The following is an 18085-nucleotide window of genomic DNA, read 5'->3' as shown; positions in this document are numbered from 1 at the left end:
CAGATTAATGTGTTACAAGTTCTTTTGATTCTTCCGGCTGTAGCTCACTGGGGCTGCTGATGCGCTCGTGAATATGCTGGAAAATGACGAACAGCAGTGGAATGATTATAAGCCCCAAAATCACTCCTGACAGCATCCCTCCTGCCGCTGCGATACTTATTGAATGATTCCCAAGTGCGGAAGGACCCTTCGCAAACATCATCGGAATAAGACCAGCTATAAAAGCCAGTGAAGTCATCAATATAGGACGGAGGCGAAGTCGGGCTCCTTCCAGAGCCGCATCCAACAAGCTTCTGCCCGCTCTTCTGCGCTGTACTGCAAATTCCACGATCAGAATGGCGTTTTTCGCCAACAGACCAATCAACATGACCAGCGCTACCTGTACATAGATATTGTTTTCTATCCCCGTCAGTCCTATTGCCAAAAACACCCCAAGCACGCCCGTCGGTATAGAGAATATGACCGCCAGTGGGAGAACAAAGCTTTCGTACTGGGCTGAAAGCAAGAAATAAATAAACAGGAGGGAGAGAATAAAGATGATCAGCGATTGCCCTCCGGAGCCCATTTCCTCCTTGGTCATGCCCGTAAATTCAAGCGCGTAACCATTCGGAAGCTCCTCTCTGGCTACTTCCTGAATTGCAAGCAATGCATCCCCCGAGCTGAAGCCCGGTGCAGCAACGGCGTTGATTCCAATAGAGTTAAAGAGATTGTACCGGGAAACCGTTTCAGGCCCATACACCCGCTCAAGTCTGGCCAGTGTGTTCACCGGCACCTTTTCCCCCTGACTGTTTTTCACGAAGATTCCATCCAATGAAGATTCATCTACCCGATCTGACTTTTCGGCCTGGATCATCACCCGGTAATATTTACCAAATCGATTGAAATCCGATGCCTGCATACTTCCAAAGTAAGCCTGAAGCGTCTGTAGTACCTCCCTAACACTTACCTGAAGCTGAGCAGCTTTCACCTCATCCACCTCAAGATTGTACTGGGGATAATCAGACTTGAAGGAAGTAAAGGCAAAACCGATTTCCTCTCTACCCATAAGCTTTCCCATGAAGCCGGAACTTACCCCACTGAATTCCTGCAATGCCCCTCCCGATCTATCCTGAAGTACAAGTTCAAGTCCGTCCACATTGCTGAATCCCGGTACTGTTGGAAATGTGAACACGAAGAAATTTGCTCCTTTTATTTGGGAGAATTTCTGATTTACTTCTGCCATAATATCATTGATATCACTGATTTCTCCCCTCTCCTCTACCGGTTTGAGCAGGATAAACAAAACACCTGCAGAAGGGCTAGCGGATTCCGTAAGAATATTGAATCCCGACATCACATTCAACGATTGGTGAAAGTCCATTCCTCTGAGCACATCCTCTGCTTCCTTCATCACCTCTGTGGTACGCTCCAATGATGCACCGGCTGGCAGATCCAGAGATACCGCTATAAAACCCTGATCTTCTGAAGGAATAAAACCTGAAGGCGTTATTCTGATCATTACCACGGTAGTCACTACGACGAGAGCCAGCGCTGCAATGCCTACCCATTTGTGACGAATCAACATTCGAATCCCACCGACATAATTATTGGTGAGCTTTTCAAAACCGGAATTGAACCCGATGAAAAACTTCTCACTGAAGGTTAGTTTTTTACTTCCAGTAATTCCATGATGCTTGTCTTTAAGAAACAAAGCCGCCAAAGCCGGGCTCAGCGTAAGTGCATTTATCGCTGATATAATAATGGCTATTGCGAGGGTAAAAGCAAACTGCTGATAGAAAACCCCTGTGGATCCTTCCATAAAACCTACCGGAAGAAATACCGAGGCCATCACCAAAGTAATGGAGATAATCGCACCCGTGATCTCACCCATAGCACTTCTGGTCGCCGCTTTGGGGGAAAGATGCTCAAACTCCATTTTGGAATGAACCGCCTCTACGACCACAATGGCATCATCCACTACTATCCCGATCGCCAGCACCAGTGCAAACAGCGTGAGCAAGTTGATCGAAAAACCAAACAGCAACATAAAGAAGAAGGTGCCCAAGATTGCCACCGGCACTGCAATGGCCGGAATCAACGTGGAACGAAAATCCTGAAGGAATAGAAAGACCACCAGAAAAACAAGCACAAATGCCTCTATCAGCGTCGTAACCACCTGAGAAATTGACTGATCAAGCGAATCTTTGGTGTTATAGAGGATCAGGTATCCGACTCCTTCCGGAAAATCTTTCTCAGCCTTCTTCATCAGCTCCCCGATAGCGATCTGGATTTCACTTGAGTTGGATCCCGCAATCTGGAATGCAGCTATATTTACACCCTGCTTCTCATCTACCCTGGTAAAGTTGGTATAGGAATAAGCTCCAAATTCTATTCTGGCGACATCCTTCAGCCTAAGAACAGTCCCGTCAGGATTGGCCCTAACCACGATATTGTCATAGTCCTCCGGCTTATTCAATTTCCCTTTGTATTTCACCACATACTCAAAAGCCACTTCACTGCTTTCTCCCAGTTTCCCGGGAGCAGCTTCGAGACTCTTATCCTGTATGGCGGCGGTCACCTCCGCCGGAGTAAGATTATAGGCAGCCATCTGGCTGGGATTTAGCCACACCCTCATGGAGTAATCCTTATTCCCTCCGAAAATCATCGATTGACCCACTCCTTTGATCCGCTTGATCTCCGGAATTATATTGATTTGTGCATAGTTGGCCAGGAAAGTCTGGTCATAAGCCTCGGGATCGGTGGAAAACATGGATACTACCATCAACAAGCTGTTCTGTTGCTTGGAGGTGGTGATTCCCGCCTGCACCACTTCGGCAGGCAGCTGGCTGGTAGCTTGGGAAACACGATTTTGAACGTTCACCGCAGCTTGGTCAGGATCGGTACCCAGTTCGAAGTACACTTTGATTACCAGTGAACCGTCATTGCTGGCCGTGGAGCTTATATGGCTCATTCCTTCCACGCCGTTGATGGATTCCTCGAGTGAAGGAGCTACTGACCTCAGCAGTGTTTCTGCGTTGGCGCCGGGATATATGGCTACCACCTGCACTGCCGGAGGGGCAATATCAGGGAACTGTTGCAGGGGTAATTTGAATACCCCCAGAACCCCGAGAATAACCAATAGGATTGATATGACAGACGCCAATACCGGCCTGTCTATAAATTTTTGAAACATCGGTTTAAATTATTTTTAAGGTTTGGCAGGATTTGTTTCTGAGGATTCCGGAGAGATGATCGCCCCATCCTGAAGCGTCTCAAATCCCTTGAAGACAATTCTGTCTCCTTCATTTAGTCCGCCGGATACCAAATAATTATCTCCGGACGTCCCACTGACTTGGATTGGTTTCCGGACAACTTGATTTTGGTCATCTACAGCTACTACAAAGACTTTGTCCTGAATTTCGAAAGTCGACTGCTGGGGAACCAGAATAGCCTTCATGTGGGGGTGGGTGATCACAATCCTACCTGTATTACCGGATCGGAGTAAGCCTTGCTTATTTGGAAAAGTGGCTCTAAAGGTGATTGTACCCGTATTTTTATTGAACTGTCCGTCTACGACATCAACTTTTCCCAGTTCCGAGTACTTGCTGTGATCTGCGAGTACCAACGTGACAGGAGGAAGATTTTTGATTTTCTCCGTCAAAGTCTCTCCTTCATACCGGTCTGTAAATCGTATAAAATCTGTCTCTCCCAAAGCAAAATACACATGCACTTCATGGACATCAGACAGTGTAGTCAGCGGACTCTGATCTGCAGGGCCGACCAGCGTACCCTGTTTCTTGGGTAACCTGCCGATATAGCCGCTTACCGGAGCGTGAATTTTTGTATAGCTCAAATTGATTTTGGCGGACTCTACCTGTGCTTTTGCCTGCTCCAGATTGGATAGGGCAAGTTGGCGGCTTGCTTCAAGGGTTTTCAGTTGAAACTCGGAAACTACCTTTTTCTCCACCAAAGGTGTGTACTTCGCCACTTCAAGCTCGCTTTGCACCAAAGCAGCTTCTGCTGCATGGAAATTGGCAATGGCGTGATTGAGCGCTTCGCGAAAAGGCAGGTCGTTGATCGCAAACACGGGTTTTCCTTTCTCCACATATTCTCCCTCATCCACCATGATCCGTTCAAGTGTTCCGCTTACCTGTGGCCGTAGTTCAATATCGACGGTTCCTTCCACTGTGGCCGGATATTCAAGAGAAGTCTCAGCTGTTGATTCTTGGATTAAATATACAGGCAATTGTAGCGGAGCAGTGGCTGCCTGATCGGTGGAATGGGCTGGACTACAAGCATTCAGCAATACAATAGCACCTAGGCTTAAGATAAAATTTTTCATTGGTTTAGTGATTTTAAAATTCTGATAATCATTGGAATAATTTACTTTTTGCATTATTTGCTCAGGATAGAATAACATAATAAAATAATTTAACATCGTTAAGTAAAAGCTTTTAGGTTTGAATTATATCGTCTGAATCCGGTGATTTTACCGATTAAATTAATTCTGGATTTGGTAGAGAATAAAGCATGTCATTCTCTACATTCTAAGACTATTAGAAAAACTAACAGCGTTAGAAATTTGGATAAAAATTTTTTAGATGGTTTTTATAATTCCTACAATAGCATCTTTTAAGATCTGTTTATTCATTTCTTCAGTCAGACCTTTTCCAACCAGGTTGATCGACAACAATCCATGGATTACTGAAAAGAAACTGAAGTATTTCTGTCGACAAATCCCAGTGTCTCTCTCTCTCTCAGAAAGCAGCTTGGTGATTACCGGACAAAATCTTTTGGACGGCAACTGGGCTTCCGGCACCATTGCGATACAACAGGTCATCTCTACACCAAACATGATCTGGTAAATCTCTCTATTGTGAAGACCAAACTCCCAAAAAGCCATCCACATCGCTTCCAATTGCTCCTCAGGAACACTATTCGTCTTTTGGGCCTCCTCCAATACTTCATCCAAATCCTCAAATCCAATCCGGGCCAGTTCATTTAAAATTGCCTCCTTATTGGTAAAATATTCATAAATAATGGGAGCAGTGTATTCAATCCGGTCGGCAATCTTGCGCATGCTGAGCCCAATCCACCCTTCCTCCTTGACAATCTCAAATGCTGCCCGAAGAATGTTACTTCTGGTTTCTTCTTTTAGTCTCGATATGCGTTCCTTACTTCCCATCACTTCTCTGAATTAAATCACTTAACAGCGTTAGGAAAAATAGGTTCCGGAGATGGTGACTTTTTTAAGAAATAATTTTCTGAAGTATCCTCTAGATCAATCACAATTTTCCAGAACTTGCATTGGCTTTGATCGCAGCCGCAAAAATAAGCTTGATATCCACCACAGTGCCTGCTGTTCCACCCGAACTTTAATCCTAAATATTCAATTCTCAGGCCTTACATTTGAGTTTTGAGACAGCCTCTACATATTGCTGACTGCACCACCGCGCAGTCCTTTCCCTTGCAGGGCTTAATGTCAGAAGAATTAAGACTTTTCAAAACATCCCTTTAATTCTAATTCTCAAGATTCCATAACCATTGGAAAGCGGCGGTTTTCCAGTCCTGTAAAGGCATCCCGTTTTCATTCCTCCATCCCATAGCCTGGTAATAGAAATAAAATACTTCCCCTTCTTCTGTAGGGGCCATTCTTCAAAAGGAAATTCTCAGAATCCTCAATCATCTTAAAATAATTGAAAGATTACCCTTTTCGGTAATGATAAACAGGATGACTTGCCCCCTGGTAAAGTTTCAACACACAATCCCGAAACTTTTCAGCAGTGATTTGTAATATTCTGCTGTCTCTATAGGTAAAGAACGATCTTCCGTTCCTACTTGAATTAAAGTTGGAGGTGACTTTAGTTATATTGCGTAAAGGGGAAATATCCCTATACCTGACACAAGAACTCTAACATAGTACAACTAAACGGAACGCAGCACAAACAATCTTTAGTCCTAAATATTGTTGGAAAACCCAAACTGTAGGGATAACCAACTTATTCACCTTAATAGGTGCAAAACCCTGTACAGAGTGGTTAAAAGCAATTTTATAAATAAACAGAGGCTATCCCATCTTTGGGACAGCCTCTGTTTTTGATTGTGGTAAAAAAATACCATATATAAAAGAGTAAAATATGACAAATAACCCGAAGGTTCAAAGTCTTAGTTTGGCCAATACCGGCAAATGATCCGACGCGTAATGTTCTTGAATCACCTCATGGAACATGGTCTGAATTTCAAATCCTTTGGAATACAAAATAAAGTCAATTGCTTTTCTAGGAGTAACCACTGGAATTGTATTTGGACATCCTTGCTCACAGGTCCTGTCAAAAGTCCTATCCAGATGAGCCATCGTCATGCTACTTGCCTCCACATTGAAGTCTCCCACTAGGATTATCGGCAATTCTTCCTTTTCAAAATAGGTGGTGATTGCTTTGGCTTGGGCAAGTGCGTTAGTATCACTGGTAAAGTCCAAATGTATGTTTCCAAACCTGACTGGGACTTCACCAGGTAATTCCACAGTAAGCACGGATAGCGTTCTTCTCTCGGTTCCGGCTTCCTCTGGTAAATGAATCGTCTCCATTTCTGAAATAGGGTATTTGGAAAGGATTGCAGTTCCATATGCCCCACCTTTATAATCAATGCCTTTTGAGAAATAGAACTTCATTTCCGTGAGCTCGGCAAGCTTTGCGGCTTGATCCAGATGCATACCAGACCGCTCATTATTCACATCTATTTCCTGCAAGCCTATCAAATCCGCATTTGAATCTAAGATCACCTTCGCTATACCATCTACATCTATCAGCCCGGGTTTACTTGGGGGATTGCAATGATGCACATTATAACTCAATACTTTAATATCCAGACCTTCTGTGATTTCTGGTTGTTGGATTGGATCTGACTCGATTGCAGGGTCCTGAGCCTTAGCACACGAAAGAATCAAACAAGTCAGCAATAATATTGTAAAGAAACGTAGTCTTTTCATATGAACTTTAAAAACGAAAAATTAAAAGAATTCAATTGGATTTGAGAGTCAATTCTGCTTCCAGGGGTAGGTGATCTGAATACTGAATAGTTAAAGGTACTTTGACATGGGATATATTCTTGCTATGGTCTTTACTGATCCAGATATAGTCTATCTTTTTGGAAGGATTTATGACTGGGAAAGTGTAGTCCAACTTATCATCCGCCATTTTCATTTGCTCTGAAAACAATTCGATTTCTTCTGTTCCGGGCTCTGAGTTAAAATCACCCGTGAGGATAAGTGGCAAGTCGGACTCTAGAAATTCCAGCGTTTCATCCGCCTGAATCAATCGCGTAGATTGATCCAGGGCTAAGTGAACGGTGGCAAAGACAATCTCTTTTCTATCCGGCAAGGAAATTTTGGCAGAGAGCAATGCCAAGGATCTATTTTCTCCATTTTTTATAGAAGTGATTTGGTTATGTTCTTCACTGATAATTGGATATTTAGACAAAATCCCCAAACCGTATGCACCGCCGTCGTATTCAAAATGCCTTTGAAAAGCATAATGCATTCCGGTAATTTCTGCCAAAATCTTCATTTGATCCACACTTCCAGAGCGGTTGCACATGCTATCCACTTCTTGTAAACCCACCAGATCTGCATTGGAGACTTTGATATATTCCCCCATTTCCTCTAGCGTATTTACCTCATTCTTATCAGCACCATGATGGATGTTGTAAGAAATAACTTTTAGGGATTGCGCTGAAGAGCAATGCACATCGAGTAAGATTACAAACAGAACAAGAAGGTGGCTCTTGAAAATCATAGTGGCAATTTCAACTTAGTCTTGATTCGTAGTTACTATAAATTCAGTCTGTAATCCTGAATCAGGCGTTACCAGTATATTCTCTACCAATACTTTCATTTTGACTTCCTCAGGATATTTCCAAACAGCTTTTAGGATCACTTGAACCGAATCCTGGGCTGGAATAGTGACCTTTCCCAATGGAGCCCCTTCTATATCATATGCCGCTTGCATTTTGGTCTCAAAGGGAATATCACTGGAATTTACAAAGTTTAGTATCAAAAGAGGTTCGGCTTTTCGCAACCTACGCTCCGTACTCACCTGGATAGCGGATTTAAATAGTGCTTCTGCTTCCGGCTGTCTGGCAACAACATAGTCACCAAAATACAAGGCTGTTCTCTTGGCAAATAACGCTTCCTCCACTCCTTCCGCAGTTTTTTCTTTTGCAAAAACCAACGTCATCGGTCTGTGGGTTTCCTTGTACCTAGGATGGTTATCGTAATGCTCATCAGTATTGCATAGCATGGTGAGGTTATGCTCCATAGCCAACCTATGTGCAATCACATTATAATTACCCGAATTGACGACTTCGACTCCTTTAAGAATATCCAAATCCAATAATTCTTGATGGAAGGAAGTAAACAGCACTGTATCTTTCTTATCCCACCATCCCCAGCTCGGGTGATTATATACTACAAATGCATCTTGCTTCTTGGCAGCGAGAAATGGTCCCATCAGCTGGTCATGTGTAATGCTGTCTTTCATCACAAATTCCGCCTTACCACTCTTCATATACTCGGTAGGAAGAGCATTGGCATCTTCCAGAAACAACGCATTGTGATGATACGGGGCTACCCTAGGGGATATTTCCACACCTTTAATTATTATCAAACCTTTACTTTCAGCAGCTTTAGATGCGATTTCATAGGACTTATTGTAATCTTTCTCTATCAGATCAGGAAAGCCTTCGTAATCGATGTGCTCTGTAAGAGAAATAACATCAAGATCATCCCGGATAGCTTCATTCACCCGAAAGGTCGGCCAAACATGTCCATCAGAAAAGACAGTATGCATGTGAAAATCACCTTTTAGAGTATAAAACCCAGGAATATCGGGAAGGATAACCGAACTTTTTTGTGCGAATGAAACACTGCTGATGACCATGGTCATCAGCAGTAAATATCTAAATTTTAGTTGCATCATTTTTTTTGATTTTATGATCAATCCCAGCCTGGGTTTTGCTCCAGATTTGGATTAAGAACTATATCCGTGTTTGAGATTGGGTGCAGGTATTTTTTCTCGGAGAATTCTCTATCCTCATCATCTCTCCAGATCAAATGTCCTTTAGTTCCTTCAGAAAGCTGAGATGCAGTGCCATCAATTATAAAGTAGATAACACCGGGAACTTTTGACTCCGGCACTGTTTGAACAAAAGCTACATCAGGTGTACCATTGCCATCAAGGTCCATTGGTATATCCAAGCCCGGAACGTAAATCCCTTTCCATTGCATTTCTATCAATTCTCCTTTTTTCCAGCGAAGCAAATCATCGTATCGAAATCCCTCATAACAAAGCTCAATGGCTCTTTCTCGTCTTACTTCAAGTAAAAACTTATCACTTATACCAGGATAATAAGTGTTTTGAAGGTAGCTATCGGAAGTGGACGGCAGCATTGAATTTACACCCGCCCGTTCACGAAGGGGAGCGATTGTTTGATTCCATACACTTTCATCAAACTGCCCAAGTTCTGCCTTTGCCTCGGCATAATTCAAGAGAACCTCTGCATATCGGATTAAAGGAATGGAATTATAGGATTCAGATATCCCATCCAGCGCTTTATTGTCCAGGCTATGTTTCAATATATGATATCCAGTGAAGGTATATCCGAAATTTGGAGGTGCAGGACTTCCGTCACTACGGGTATACCCAAGTGAACGGACTGTCTGGCCAAGTCTATAATCACGGTTTTTCATTTCATCCACAAACACTAATTCGTCAAACCCTGCCTTATCTGAAAAACGTGTTCCATCTGTCATCAGGTAAGTATTGACGAACTGCTTGTTCAATCCCCAGCGTGCACCATAGGTAGCGCTGTTAAACTTCCAAGTGATATTATGCCACCTTCTTAATGCGTTATTGTACACCACAGCTAGCATCACTTCAGTATTAACTGGATTTTCACTGGTAAATAGTGCCCTATAATCAGTCGCAGGGCTTCCTGTACTGAAGATAGAATACATTCCAGTTCCTATTACCTTATTGGCTGCATCCGCCGCTTCTGTTAAAAATTCATTTGCCGAGGCACTAAGTCCTGCTTCAGGATGGTATTTCCTGAACGTTCCCTCGAAAAGCGCAACTCTTGACTTGAATACCAATGCAACCTGTCGGGTGATCATAGAAGAAGTGTTGTCCTTGGTATCCCGGATATGCTCCACTGCAAAATTCAGGTCTTCCATTACGTTGGCCATTACCAATTCACGTGGATCCCTAGGCTTATACAATTCTTCTTCATCTGAAGTATCCAATGTTTGCCCATACCAAGGCACATCACCGTAACGTTTTACCTTATCGAAATAAAACCAGGCCCGGAAGAATCTTGCGATGCCTTCATAGTGATCTCTGGCTTCCTGTGGAATGACTTCCTGATCAAAATTTTCGAGGAAATAGTTAATGTTCCTTAGATCTGTCCAGTTCCATGCTCCTTCATCTACTGATGAGTAGGTTCCCGAGATGAAAGTCGGAGATTGGTTTTTTGAAGTAAAATCTCCCAATTCATCGCTTTGAACGACTTCGAGACCTCCAGGAAGCATCCTTTGGTAAAAAGAAGTGGTATATAATTCTAAGTCTTTTTCGGATTGGAAAAAGGTATTTGGCACCAGTCTATCCACTGGCTCAGTATCCAGAAAGTCTTCGCAAGAGCTGAATGACATAATGGAAAGTATAGCCGTAGAAAGTATTATCAATGATTTTTTCATATGATTATAATTTGTTTTCAATGGTCATATGGAATCTTACAAGGGGAATAATCACCCCTCTGTGTGTCGCCTGCGACATGCTCGATTTCATGATCAAATAGATTCAATAATTAGAAAGAAAGATTCAAACCCACAGTATAGGTTTTGAGCATGGGATAGGCATCACCCTGTCCATGGCTATTCGTCATATCTCCTGTAGGGACTTCGATGATTTCCGGATCAAAATTATCCGTGTGTTTGTATAGACCGGAGAAGGTCAGGATATTCTGTCCACTCACATAGACGAGTGCCTTCTTCATCCCTATTTTGCCTAGGAGATGAGCAGGAATGGAGTAATCCAACGTCACATTTTTCAAGCGTAAGTAGCTGGCATCCTGTAAATATCTTGTTTGCGGTGCGCCAAGAGATCTGCCAGTTCCCAACGCAGTATATCCTCTGAATCTTGGAAAATAGGCATCAGGATTCTCTTCTGTCCAAATATCATCCATCATCATTTTTGGCTGGAAACCATACGGCCTGTTGTATGGACCGTAGAATAAATCCGCCTCAGGTGCGAAATACCAATCACGCTTGCCTACTCCCTGTAAGAATGCTGAGATCCCAAAGCCATTCCAGTTACCGGAAAGTGTAAACCCAAACTGATATCTCGGCGCACTGTTGCCGATGATTTTTCTGTCGCCAGGATTATCTACTGTATTTGTCCCTTGATTTATAACCCCATCATTGTTCAGATCTGCATACTTCAAATCACCGGCTAACCATTGTCTGTTATTTGAGTTAACCAGAAAGCTTTGATCTGCATGATTGGCGACGTCTTCTTCAGATGTGAAAAAACCCATCGTTTCATATCCCCAGATTTCTCCGATTTTTGAGCCCTCATAATAGGTACTTGAGATCAGTTTGTTGGGATTGTTGAACTTGGTGATTTCTGCCTGGCTGTCCCATAGAGAACCTGAAATACTATAGCTGAAAGGTTTAGAACCCAAGGCGAATTCATCTTTCCATGCCATTGTATATTCCCAGCCTTTGGTGGAAAGATCAGCGAAGTTGCCGTAAGGGACAGTTGCCCCGAATACATTTGGAAGAGGCTCACCATAGGTAAACATGTCCGTGGTCAATCGATTATACCAGTCAAAGCTTAGTGTGAATTTGCCAGAAAATAAGGAAGCATCCATACCTATGTCAAAGGTGGTGGCCTTCTCCCAAGTCAAGCCATTTGGAATCGCACCAGGCAGGTAGGTATAACCTTTCTGTATTCCATCTAAAATCACGCTGGTCTTGGCTACTGTCATTGTTTCCATATAGCGATAGGGTGCTACATTTCCATTTCCTAGCGTTCCATAGGAAGAGCGGATCTTCAGATTGTCCAACCAGTTTTTTGTATTGCTCATGAAGCCTTCCTCAGAAATATTCCATCCTGCCGACACTGACGGGAAGAATCCAAAGCGCTGGTCACTTGGGAATTTGGATGAGCCATCATAGCGTCCATTGAATTCCAACAAGTATTTCTCTTTAAAACGATAGTTTAACCGATAAAAGACGCCCATGTATTTCCATTCACTTCCGCCACCCCGTATGGTATAATTGAGCCCATCCATTAGATTAAAATCAGGCTTGGTCTCAACCAGTAATCCATCCCGTTGGGAATCCAGATTTTCTAATCGGTTGCTCTCCACATTATAACCCAACAGCAAGGTGAAGTCATGCACCTCATTCAAGTTCTTTTTAAGCTCTGTGGTGATATTTGATCCCCAATAGGTGGTCTCATCCGTAAGTTGACGGAGTAAGCTTTGTCCGAAGCGGGAGGATTGATCAGGGGCTGTGCTAAAGTCCACGAAATTATTGTAGCGAACGTCTTTGTTGAAATTCTTGGAGAAGGTGAAATTGGCTTTGAAAGTCAAAAGATCGCCAAAGGGAGTTGCAGTAAGCGAAGGTGTGTTTCTGATAAAGAATTTACTCTGATCTGACTTGCTGCTGCCATCCACATAAGAAGCTCCTATGTAAGACCCTGATCGTGTAAAGCTACCGTCTGGGTTTTGCATCACCGCCATAGGAAAGCCCTGCACAGCCAAGTATCTCCAAATCCCGGCATCGCCATTTGCAAGGAGTGGATATTCATATTTATAAGTACTGAGATCAAAATTGTTTTCGAGAGACAACCAATCTATAATGTTTACTGCTCCTTTTGCACGGAGGTTGTATTTGTTGAAGTTATCCGAAGAATAGTTGAAAATCCCATCCTGATGATAATAAAGGCCTGAGATATAATAGCTCGCTTTGTCAGATGCACCTGATGCGCTGATAGATGCCTCCGTAGCAGGCATATTGTCTTTGTGCAGGTATTTGAACCAATCAGTATTCCCAAAATATTCATACCTGTTCAGCTCTTCGTTAAAAACCGTCTCTGGGAGATTTGGGTTTTCGTTGTGGTTTTTCAGTTCTTCCAGGTATTCCAGGGAAAAAGGAAAAATACTGTTTACAGAGATCGGATGGGTTTTGTAATCGTACCATGCAAAGAATGCCTCATCAAAATTCTTAGCCCATTCATAGCCATTGGTAACGAGATTGGGCACTACTGTCCGTTGATTGACCGAATGGCTGATTTTCACATCCACACCAGAAGATCCTTTTTTAGGGTTTTTGGTAGTAATCAAAACCACTCCAAAAGCTGCTCTAGAACCATAGACTGCTGCAGAAGAAGCATCCTTCAGGATAGTTACACTTTCCACATCATTAGGATTCACCAAGTTGGCATCTCCCTCTACCCCATCGATCAATACCAACGCATCCCCGCCTGCTCCTATGGAAGTAGCACCACGGATATTGAAAGCTGCTGAACGAGTGGGGCTACCATCCACCATTTTGATATTCAAGTTGGGAAGAGCTCCCTGAAGCATTCTGGTCAAGTTTGGCGAAGGCCTATTTTCAATAGCCTCTGAACCAATCTGAGAAACAGCTCCCGTCAGATTGATTTTTTTCTGTGTACCATAACCTACTACCACTACTTCTGCCAACTCCTGTGGAATCAGTAAAAAAGTCATTTCATCTTCACTGATAGTAGTCATTTCCGGATTATATCCTAAAGCTGAAGCCTTGATTTCTTTCCCCAAGAGGGTTTCATCGATTTCCAGTGACCAATTGCCATCCAGGTCTGCCATGGCACCTTGGCTGGTTTCGGATATAAAAACGCTTGCCCCCATGATGGGCTCTTGAGTCTCTACGTCCACTATCCTTCCTGAGATTTTTATTTTCACTTCAATAGCCTCCTGGGATTTCCTATCCGTTTGTTTTACTGCAATGGATTCATTGACCTGCTTAAAGCCAAGCCTTGTCTGGGCTGCCACTTCATAAAGCAAGGTTTCCAGATCGGCATTGCCTGAAAGTGCGATTTGCTTATTCTCTACTACTTCAGGATTGAAGTGAAACCTAAATTCAGATTGTTTTTCCACCAGGTGAAAGAAATCCAGAACTGAAGTTTTTTTGGACTGTATTGTAATCTGTGTCAGATTAAGATGTTGCGCATATGAGCTATTGGCCAAAGCCAGACCACTTAGGCAATAAGTCATCGTGAAGACTACCATGAGGCACTTGGATGTATCCCACATGAGTTGTAGTAATTTTTTTTTCATAATTTTGATAAATAAAGGTTGAGACTTGGAGGTGCCGCATCGCCAAAATTGTACACCATCAAGTCAGTTAATTCATTCGATCTTTGATCCGGTGGTTCTTGAAATCACCGGATTTTTCATTCGCAGTGGTTTACATGGATTGTCACATTGGCATCATTTATTTTATAGGTTAGGTTTAGAGCGTAGCTGAGGGTTTCAAGAATTTGCTCCAGGCTTGCCTGCTGAAATTCTCCGCTATAATTACAGTTTGTCCCATATCCCTTTACTTCAATAGATACATCATACCATCTTTTCAAAGTAGATTGGATCACCTCAATACTTGCATTGTCAAAGGTGATTTTGCCAAGTCTCCAATCAGGAAGCTCCGCTACATCAAATAGCTCAGGCTCACTAAGACCTGCCTGAGCTGTCCAGCTGATTTTTTCACCCATCAGCAGAATGGCAGAATCCAGCTTGGAGTGCTGATCAGAAAATTTAACGCTTCCGGAATAAACAGACAGTTCTACTCCCGATTGATTGTAAGATTTAAGGTTGAAGGATGTGCCGAGAACTTCCGTAGCCACAGCCCCCGTCATAATCTTAAAAGGTGATTCAGGATTACGGATGACTTCAAAAAAAGCTTCTCCGGATAAACTAACCATACGATTAGATGGAAAGTCTTCTGCATACTCCAGTTTCGACCCTGTACTTAGCCAGACTTTACTACCATCAGGAAGTAGAAAAGCAGATACCTTCCCGATGTCATTGCTATATGATCCTGCTGCCAGTTTTGCTTTTTCTGGAGGCTCAGGCAGCGTAGTAAATAGCCCATAGCCAGCTCCGCAAAATATGAGAAGAATTGCCGCTTTCCAGAGCCAACTTCCGAAAACTGTCTCCTTCTCATTCCTATCCAGTACTTTGACAGCATGAATTTCATTGAAGATATTTTCCCAAGCCTGCGATTTAAGCCGGTCGTTATCTATAGGTCTGGTTACTTCCTCATTTAATGAGTTGTACCATTGATTCAGTTCTTCAAGCTGAGATCTATTCTGCTCTTTTTTACTAAAAAGATTCCTTAACCGTACTTTAATTTTGTGTGAATTCATATACTGTCTCTTCCTACTTAAGAGACATGATCCACTGCTTTCATCTAGTCACAATTCATTATTGAATCATGAATAAAAAATTCTGTTTAGTAACAAAACAATAATCAAGTCAAGCTATCATTAGTGAGATTAATGCACCAGCCATCAAATTGTTTTCCAGTTGTGCCTGAAGTTTGGAATTGGCCTGGCTTAGATGATTTCTTACAGTGGACTCCGCGATGCAGTAGGTTTCGGCCAGTTCTTTTACAGTCTTGTTTTCAAACCTGTTCTGGATAAAAATCTGTTTGCTTCTCACTGGCAACTCCTCTATTCTATCCATTAAAAAAGTATAGAGTTCATTAAACTCCATAATCTTAAAACCGTCAATTGAATCGGTATGGGAACCGTTAAGCTGGGAAGAATCCAACTCATCAAATATTATTTTCTCTTGATCTATCCATTTAAAAAACTGATACTTAAGCATGGTGATCAGGTAGCTTTGGAGATTCTGTATTTCGCCAATACGCTTTCTATATTTCCAGAAATTGATAAAAGTCTCCTGGGCCAGGTCCATAGCCAAATCCTGGGATTTGGTTTTTTTGAGGGCATGATGAAACAGCATATCCCAGTACGAATCGAAGAGCAGCCTGAAGGAAGCATCATCATCCTCGTCTTGGATTTTGCGGAGGAGCAGCTGTTCGTTTAGTATAGCTTTCATGCACTTATATTTGAAGTAAAGTTACCTGAAGCAGCAATGCCTGAAGGAATAATGATGTTAAGAATAGGTTATGATTGGATACAGATACCTATCTAATTAAGGTATGCATATTCCGTTTAAACAGTGAAAAACAAAAGCCTGCCTCTTTTTTTCAACTTATTTGAAGCAGTAAAAACAAAAGACTTGCACACTGACTTTTGAAGGCAATAGGAAGCCAAATTAAATACCTAATTAATAATTTGGTAAAGAGTATATCCTTTAAAAAAATGTGGAATGAGATATTTTTGGCCAGCCTAAAGGCGTACTTACTTTTCACTTTACCTATCTCTCTGCCCATGGATTCCTCACCTCATATTAAGCAATCTCAGTTGTTCATCAGTTCTGAAAAAATAGACAGAAGGACATTTCTGCATAAGACAGCAATTACCTTATCCGGTGTAAGTCTTATTGGGTCAATCCCCTATTATTCAAAAGCAGGAGAACTCAGTGACTATCCTTTTACACTTGGGGTCGCTTCAGGAGAGCCTTTACCTGATGGCATCGTACTCTGGACCAGACTTGCTCCCAAGCCTTTAGAAGGCGGAGGTCTCACAGATCAGGAGCTGGAAGTGAGTTGGGAAATAGCGTCAGATCCCGGATTCAGAGATATAGTGCAGCATGGAAAAGAATTGGCCACCAAAAATTTTGCACATTCTATCCATGTGGAAGTAGCTGATCTATCACCTTCCAGCTATTACTACTATCGGTTCAAGACTGGAGGCTTTATATCACAGACAGGTAAAACAAAAACTGCTCCTGACTACGGTGCCGATCTGGCTGAATTACGGTTTGCCATCACTTCATGCCAAAACTACGCCGCTGGATTATATACGGCCTATGATCATATGGTAAAGGAAGACCTGGATGTAGTTTTCTTTTTGGGTGACTATATCTATGAAAAGGGAAGTGGTGCAAATGCACTTCGAAAGCATCTCCCGGAAAAGGAGATTATGACATTGGAGGATTACAGGATCAGGTATGGACAGTATAAGAGTGATCCTTCCCTAATGGCAGCGCATGCAGCTTTTCCTTGGATAGTAGTCCCTGATGATCATGAGGTCAAAAACAACTGGGGCGGGCTTGGCCCTCCTTATGATGACAATGCTGCATTTCTGCAACGGAGAGCGGTGGCATTTCAGGCTTATTATGAACATATGCCCTTGAGAAAAACTTCGATCCCAGAAGGCATAGCTATGAATATTTACAGAAAATTCAGTTTTGGTAATCTAGCGGAATTTTCCATGCTGGATACCCGTCAATTCAGAACCGATTTTGCATGCAGCGGTAACTGGGAAGAAAATTGTGCTGCACGCTTTGATCCAAGTAGAACGATGCTGGGTGAAGCACAGGAAAATTGGTTGACAGAAAACCTTTCGCAATCAGCATGTACTTGGAATATCTTGGGACAACAGGTTAGGATGGCCCAAGTTGGTAGAAAAATGGACGGTGCTATAAAGTATGCTGCTGATTCCTGGGATGGGTATGCCGCTACCAGAAATAGGCTGATGAATAGTATCAAAGAAAATCAGGTAAAGAATCTGGTTGTGCTTACGGGTGATTCCCATAAGAACTGGGTCAATGAACTTAGGCTGAATCCTGATGATCCTCAATCTGAAGTAATGGGTACGGAGTTTATGGGCACCAGCATAAGCAGCGCTGGAGATGGAAATGAATTTTCTACAGTTGGTTTGGAACTGATGGAGGTCAATCCGGACATCAAGTTTTATAATGAGCAGCGAGGATATGTAGTATTGGTAGCCAAACCTGATGAGCTTAAAGCTGACTTCAAAGTAATGCCTTTTGTCACACGACCCGATGCGCCTATTTATACTATTGCTTCATTTACGATTGAAAATGGAATAGCTGGGCTATATAAAGCAAGCCAATACGAAAAAATAACTTGATGAGG

Annotated in this window: 11 protein-coding genes; 1 reads left to right on the top strand and 10 read right to left on the bottom strand. The window is 42.5% G+C overall.

The genetic code is table 11. The features are described 5' to 3' along the window. Positions 1-4 precede the first annotated feature (4 nt). The 10 genes from SYJ56_RS08725 to SYJ56_RS08680 all read right to left on the bottom strand — a co-directional run bounded on the left by SYJ56_RS08725 (position 5) and on the right by SYJ56_RS08680 (position 16137). Positions 5-3172, bottom strand: coding sequence for an efflux RND transporter permease subunit (locus SYJ56_RS08725; protein ID WP_323833503.1), 3168 nt, complete (start codon positions 3170-3172; stop codon positions 5-7). Positions 3173-3187: 15 nt separating this feature from the next. Then, complete coding sequence (locus SYJ56_RS08720) at positions 3188-4321, bottom strand: efflux RND transporter periplasmic adaptor subunit (RefSeq protein WP_323833502.1); 1134 nt, start codon at positions 4319-4321, stop codon at positions 3188-3190. A gap of 255 nt (positions 4322-4576) precedes the next feature. Continuing rightward, the gene (locus SYJ56_RS08715; protein ID WP_323833500.1) at positions 4577-5164 is read right to left on the bottom strand and encodes a TetR/AcrR family transcriptional regulator; all 588 of its coding nucleotides are present in this window, start codon (positions 5162-5164) and stop codon (positions 4577-4579) included. A gap of 972 nt (positions 5165-6136) precedes the next feature. Then, entirely contained in the window at positions 6137-6967 is an 831-nt protein-coding gene (locus tag SYJ56_RS08710) for an endonuclease/exonuclease/phosphatase family protein (protein WP_323833499.1), read from the bottom strand. Between the two features lie 31 nt (positions 6968-6998). After that, positions 6999-7772 carry an endonuclease/exonuclease/phosphatase family protein gene (locus tag SYJ56_RS08705; RefSeq protein WP_323833497.1) on the bottom strand — a complete coding sequence of 258 codons (774 nt, stop codon included), beginning with the start codon at positions 7770-7772 and terminating at the stop codon, positions 6999-7001. 15 nt (positions 7773-7787) lie between these two features. Then, positions 7788-8954 carry an Sb-PDE family phosphodiesterase gene (locus SYJ56_RS08700; protein ID WP_323833495.1) on the bottom strand — a complete coding sequence of 389 codons (1167 nt, stop codon included), beginning with the start codon at positions 8952-8954 and terminating at the stop codon, positions 7788-7790. A gap of 17 nt (positions 8955-8971) precedes the next feature. Beyond that, positions 8972-10726 (bottom strand): RagB/SusD family nutrient uptake outer membrane protein, encoded by a 1755-nt coding sequence (locus tag SYJ56_RS08695; RefSeq protein WP_323833493.1) that lies wholly within the window; start codon positions 10724-10726, stop codon positions 8972-8974. A gap of 110 nt (positions 10727-10836) precedes the next feature. Further along, positions 10837-14355 carry a SusC/RagA family TonB-linked outer membrane protein gene (locus SYJ56_RS08690; RefSeq protein ID WP_323833491.1) on the bottom strand — a complete coding sequence of 1173 codons (3519 nt, stop codon included), beginning with the start codon at positions 14353-14355 and terminating at the stop codon, positions 10837-10839. A gap of 116 nt (positions 14356-14471) precedes the next feature. Continuing rightward, positions 14472-15440: a FecR family protein gene (locus SYJ56_RS08685; RefSeq protein ID WP_323833489.1), complete on the bottom strand. Its 969-nt coding sequence runs from the start codon at positions 15438-15440 to the stop codon at positions 14472-14474. Between the two features lie 109 nt (positions 15441-15549). Next, entirely contained in the window at positions 15550-16137 is a 588-nt protein-coding gene (locus tag SYJ56_RS08680; RefSeq protein ID WP_323833487.1) for an RNA polymerase sigma factor, read from the bottom strand. Positions 16138-16403: 266 nt separating this feature from the next. Here SYJ56_RS08680 and SYJ56_RS08675 point away from each other — a divergent pair, with 266 nt between their 5' ends. Then, a complete protein-coding gene (locus tag SYJ56_RS08675; RefSeq protein ID WP_323833486.1) occupies positions 16404-18080 on the top strand; it encodes an alkaline phosphatase D family protein in 1677 nt (558 codons plus the stop codon). Positions 18081-18085 lie beyond the last annotated feature (5 nt).

The organism is Algoriphagus aurantiacus (genome assembly GCF_035156405.1).
Classification (GTDB): Bacteria; Bacteroidota; Bacteroidia; order Cytophagales; family Cyclobacteriaceae; genus Algoriphagus; species Algoriphagus aurantiacus.
Note: the sequence above shows the minus strand (reverse complement) of the source record. Positions and strands in the feature narration are given on the sequence as shown.

What these genes read in the sequence shown, in the direction of transcription:
- SYJ56_RS08675 (WP_323833486.1), top strand. Translation starts at nt 16,404, where the DNA reads ATGTGGAATGAGATATTTTTGGCCAGCCTAAAGGCGTACTTACTTTTC.
- SYJ56_RS08705 (WP_323833497.1), bottom strand. Translation starts at nt 7,772, where the DNA reads ATGATTTTCAAGAGCCACCTTCTTGTTCTGTTTGTAATCTTACTCGAT.
- SYJ56_RS08720 (WP_323833502.1), bottom strand. Translation starts at nt 4,321, where the DNA reads ATGAAAAATTTTATCTTAAGCCTAGGTGCTATTGTATTGCTGAATGCT.
- SYJ56_RS08710 (WP_323833499.1), bottom strand. Translation starts at nt 6,967, where the DNA reads ATGAAAAGACTACGTTTCTTTACAATATTATTGCTGACTTGTTTGATT.
- SYJ56_RS08715 (WP_323833500.1), bottom strand. Translation starts at nt 5,164, where the DNA reads ATGGGAAGTAAGGAACGCATATCGAGACTAAAAGAAGAAACCAGAAGT.
- SYJ56_RS08685 (WP_323833489.1), bottom strand. Translation starts at nt 15,440, where the DNA reads ATGAATTCACACAAAATTAAAGTACGGTTAAGGAATCTTTTTAGTAAA.
- SYJ56_RS08680 (WP_323833487.1), bottom strand. Translation starts at nt 16,137, where the DNA reads ATGAAAGCTATACTAAACGAACAGCTGCTCCTCCGCAAAATCCAAGAC.
- SYJ56_RS08725 (WP_323833503.1), bottom strand. Translation starts at nt 3,172, where the DNA reads ATGTTTCAAAAATTTATAGACAGGCCGGTATTGGCGTCTGTCATATCA.
- SYJ56_RS08695 (WP_323833493.1), bottom strand. Translation starts at nt 10,726, where the DNA reads ATGAAAAAATCATTGATAATACTTTCTACGGCTATACTTTCCATTATG.
- SYJ56_RS08700 (WP_323833495.1), bottom strand. Translation starts at nt 8,954, where the DNA reads ATGATGCAACTAAAATTTAGATATTTACTGCTGATGACCATGGTCATC.
- SYJ56_RS08690 (WP_323833491.1), bottom strand. Translation starts at nt 14,355, where the DNA reads ATGAAAAAAAAATTACTACAACTCATGTGGGATACATCCAAGTGCCTC.